Raw genomic sequence first — 4,108 nt, 5'->3', positions numbered from 1 at the left:
GCGGATCTGCAAAGCTGCATCGTAAAAAGCGACGAAGGCTCCTGCGAGCGCGTCGTGCGCGGTCTGAAAAGCGGCTGCGAACGAAAAGATCAGCTATTGTGCTTTTTCTACGCAGATGCGCTAGGGCGTGGCTTGGGCGTAGAGAAGGACGTAGTGGCGTCGTTTGAGCTTTTTCGCGAGCAGTGCGATGCCGGCAGCAGCGAAGCGTGCTACGAGCTGTCGGTCAAATATCTCCAAGGAATCGGCACCCCTCAAAGCTTTGAGCTCTCGGGGCAGGCGCTAGACAGGGCGTGCAAAATGTACAACAAGCGCGCCTGCACGGTGCTCGATCTACTGCCGAAAAATTAGCGCGGCAGAAGCGGCAAAATTCCAAGCTTCGATCTCAAATAGAGCGCGCGAGCCTTTAAAATTTTAGCGGGCTGTACGAGTGCAGTGCGCGATGAGCCGGTAAATTGAAGCGTGCGAGCGGATAAACGAAAAAGGAGCAAAGATGAAAGCTTTAAAGCTTGCGCTGGCTGCGGCGCTGGTGCTTAGTTTAGCAAACGCGGACGGCAAAGCCAAAGAGTTTAAATTTAGCGGTGCAAAAACTAGCGCGCTTTTAGCAAAGTGCAGCAAAAAGGACGCCGCTGCATGCTACGAAGCGGCGATGAGATACGAGCTGGGCGGTCGCGGCGTCGTGCGAAACCGCCTCAAAGCGCAGGGCTTTTTCGCAGACGCCTGCGAGCTCGCCACCCTCGCCGAGCGGAAGCAGGGAGATAAAATGAGCGGCGCGGGCGGGCGCGCGATGAGCGATCTGCGCGAGCGAGCCTGCCTGGGCAACGCGGCGGCGCTGGAGAGTTTCGCGAGCGGGCAGTGCCGCAGCCTCGTGATATACGACGAGCTTTGCGAGGGCGGATCACAGGAGGCGTGCGACAATCTAGCGCGGATGAAGCGCGATGGCTGGGCGCCCAAAGAGAGCTGCAACGAGGAGATAGTCGCGAAATTCGGCGACGGCAAGCCGCAGAGATGAAATTTTGCCCTATTTTGCGGCGATAGAATTTTAAAATTTTGCAAGTATAAAATTTGCCGAAATTTTATAAAGCTCGACCGAAAATGGTAACAAGGCGGACTAAATTTTAAATTCTAAAACGCGTTTAAATTTGCGTCGTAAGCGGCGTCGATTTTAGACTCAGCAGAAATTAGAATTTGTGCAACAAGGCTCTTTGAATTACAAATCGTGCGTGACGGCCAGGCTAAAATTTTAAGAACTAGAATTTAAACAAAATCTGCAATCTAGCCGCGGCGATGATATAATTTTTTAGAATTTCGCAAGCGTAAAATTTATCAAAATTTTACGTATCTACGTCGAGCCGCTCTAAAAAAGTGCGAAATTTGAAATTTTAAACTGCCATATTGTGCGAAGAGGCAAGAATTTCAGGCATAGGGATTTCAATTAATGCGGATTAAAATATAGGTGCGGCGGGCAAATGCGTGCATCGCAAGCGATGGAATTTCAAATATGGGCTCAAGGCTAGCAAGACGCAGAATTTAAACGTCACGAGCGATAAATTTCAAAACACCCATTTTAAAATTGCGAAGCGGGATTTAAATTTAAGTGTGGCGAGCGATTAAATTGCAAAAGGAAGCTTAAATTTAAATATCGCAGCTCACAAATTATGCGATGAAATTTTGCGCCTAAATTCCGCAAGATTTGGTGCGAGATAAGCGTTTAATGATATCGTAGCGAGACCATCAGACTAAGCTCTAATCACGCTTAAAACCCTATTTACCGAGCGCTCGCGCAAGCGGGTATTGCAAACCGCCGAAGTAAAAAAAGCCTAATCGGAAGCGTTTGGCGGCGTATATCTCAACCGACCGCGCCTCATATTTTACTTTATAGCCTAGCTCGCGCACGAAATTTTAGATTTTGAAATTTAGCGCAAAAATATTATAATTTCGCCCAAATCACGGCTAGGACAGAAAATGAACTCACGCGTGCAAAACGAATATCTAAAATCAAAAATTATGAGCGCCGAGAAAGCCTGCGAACTGATCCCAAATGGCGCATCGGTGGGCTTTAGCGGCTTTGTTGGGGCGGGCTGCGCACTAGCGCTACCGCAAGCTCTGGCGCAACGAGCGACAACGCTGCACGAAAAAGGCGAGCCCTATCAAATCAAAATTTTTACAGGTGCATCGACCGATCCGCTTTTAGACGGAGTTTTGGCAAAAGCAGGTGCCGTGAGCTTTCGCGTGCCGTTTTTTACGGATGCCGATATGCGCCGTGCGATAAATAGTGGCGCCGTGCGATACGCAGACGTGCATCTATCAAGCCTTGCCGTGCAGCTTAAAGCTGGCTTTTTTCCACATCTAAACTTTGCTGTGATCGAAGTAGTGGCGATTAAAGAAAGCGGCGTGCTCGTGCCGTCCACATCGCTAGGCAACAACCAAGCCTGGCTCGATATCGCCGATCGCGTGATTTTAGAAGTGAATTACTATCAGCCGCTTGAGCTGGAGGGCATTCACGACGTTACGGATCTGCGCCTGCCGCCGCATGCTATGGATCTGCCGATCAAGCACGTAGGCGATCGCGTAGGCAGTCCCTATATGCATGTAGATCCTGCCAAAGTAGTCGCTGTCATAGAGGCTAGGACGCATGATCGCGTCAATAATTTCACCGCCGTGGATGAAATTTCAAGTGCGATCGGGCGCAATGTCGTAAAATTCTTAAAAAACGAGGAAGCTTGTGGCAGACTTCCTGCAAAGAAGCTACTGCCGCTACAATCGGGCATCGGCAACGTCGCTAACGCCGTGCTTAGCTCGCTACAAAATGCTGGCTACCAAGGGCTGCAATGCTACTCCGAGGTGATTCAAGACGGCATGCTAGATCTCATCAAAAGAGGCGTCGTAGGCACTGCAAGTGCCACGGCGCTATCGCTTAGCCCCGCAGGTGTCGAGGAATTTCAAAAAAATATCGATTTCTACCGCAAGCACATCATACTGCGCTCACAAGACGTCTCCAACTCGCCAGCGCTTATCAGAAGACTTGGCGTCGTGTCGATGAATGGCATGCTAGAGGCAGATATCTACGGCAACGTAAACTCCACTAACGTCATGGGTTCGCAGATGAAAAATGGTATCGGCGGTAGCGGCGACTTCGCTCGCAACGGATATTTGTCGCTATTTTTGAGCCCGTCGCTAGCTAAAGGCGGTGCAATCAGCGCTATCGTGCCATTCGTGAGTCACGTCGATCATACCGAGCACGACACTCAAGTCATCATCACCGAATACGGCATCGCTGATCTGCGCGGTAAATGCCCTCGTGAGCGGGCTCGCGCGATGATAAGTATCGCGCATCCCACTTACCAAGACGCGCTGAGAGATTATTTCGAGCGGGCATGTGCGCAGCCCTGTGCGGGGCATACTCCACACATCTTAAGCGAGGCGCTGTCGTGGCATCAAAGATTTAAAGATACGGGGAGTATGAAGGCTTAGAGCGAATTTGCTTGAGCTAATGGGCTAAAGCCTAAAATTTAAGCTCATTCTCGCTGAAAGCAAGAAAGTTTGCACTGAAAAATTCTGCCCACATTTGAAAGCTCTATCGCTAATTAGAGTAAAGCTCGTTAAAATTTTTATTTTGTAAAGCTTGCGTGAAATGTTTATAAAACGAATGGATCGAAATTCGCGCCATAAAATTTTAAAATTTGCAGGCGGGTTTAAGGCGCGGAATTTAAAATTTTATCGCTACGGAATTTTAAAATTTAGCCCTAAATTTGCAGCTAGCGCATTTTAAATTTTAAAATTTTACGGCTTGGAATTTTAAAATTTTGAACTTCGCAAAATTTTATCTATAAATACGCTATTAAATTTTAAATTTAGCTTCCACTTCATTTGCCATGCGTAAGCTTTTACGGCAATCTTAGCTACAAGGCGCGCCATAAGTTCGCAATAAATTTCGCGTAGTATTTGCCAAGATAAATTTCGTATGAATTGAAGCAGCGGCTTGCTAAAACAGAATTTCTCGCCTTGCGAAGGCAATCTTTGGCTCGTAAATTTAAAAAGGCGGGCCATAAGGCTGCGGCGAGATGAGATTAGAATTTTATCCTCGAAGGCTCCATCGGCTTGCTGTAGA

Annotated in this window: 5 protein-coding genes; 4 read left to right on the top strand and 1 reads right to left on the bottom strand. The window is 48.1% G+C overall.

What is annotated here, in order from left to right:
- The 4 genes from Q0369_RS00420 to Q0369_RS00405 form a co-directional block, all read left to right on the top strand.
- Positions 1 to 348, top strand: a 348-nt coding sequence (locus tag Q0369_RS00420; protein WP_298094474.1) for a sel1 repeat family protein, incomplete at its 5' end; no start/stop codon positions are given.
- A gap of 142 nt (positions 349 to 490) precedes the next feature.
- Positions 491 to 1,009: a hypothetical protein gene (locus Q0369_RS00415; protein WP_298094471.1), complete on the top strand. Its 519-nt coding sequence runs from the start codon at positions 491 to 493 to the stop codon at positions 1,007 to 1,009.
- Between the two features lie 461 nt (positions 1,010 to 1,470).
- Complete coding sequence (locus Q0369_RS00410; protein ID WP_298094468.1) at positions 1,471 to 1,611, top strand: hypothetical protein; 141 nt, start codon at positions 1,471 to 1,473, stop codon at positions 1,609 to 1,611.
- A 351-nt stretch (positions 1,612 to 1,962) separates the two neighbouring features.
- On the top strand, positions 1,963 to 3,471 hold the full coding sequence (locus Q0369_RS00405; RefSeq protein ID WP_298094464.1) for a succinate CoA transferase: 1,509 nt from the start codon (positions 1,963 to 1,965) through the stop codon (positions 3,469 to 3,471).
- A gap of 324 nt (positions 3,472 to 3,795) precedes the next feature.
- Here the strand turns inward: Q0369_RS00405 and Q0369_RS00400 are convergent.
- Positions 3,796 to 4,108, bottom strand: a 313-nt coding sequence (locus Q0369_RS00400) for a hypothetical protein (RefSeq protein WP_298094463.1), incomplete at its 5' end; no start/stop codon positions are given.

The organism is uncultured Campylobacter sp. (genome assembly GCF_938030685.1).
Taxonomy (GTDB): domain Bacteria; phylum Campylobacterota; class Campylobacteria; order Campylobacterales; family Campylobacteraceae; genus Campylobacter_B.
The sequence above is the reverse complement of the archived record's forward strand: the minus strand, read 5'-3'. Positions and strand labels throughout refer to the sequence as shown.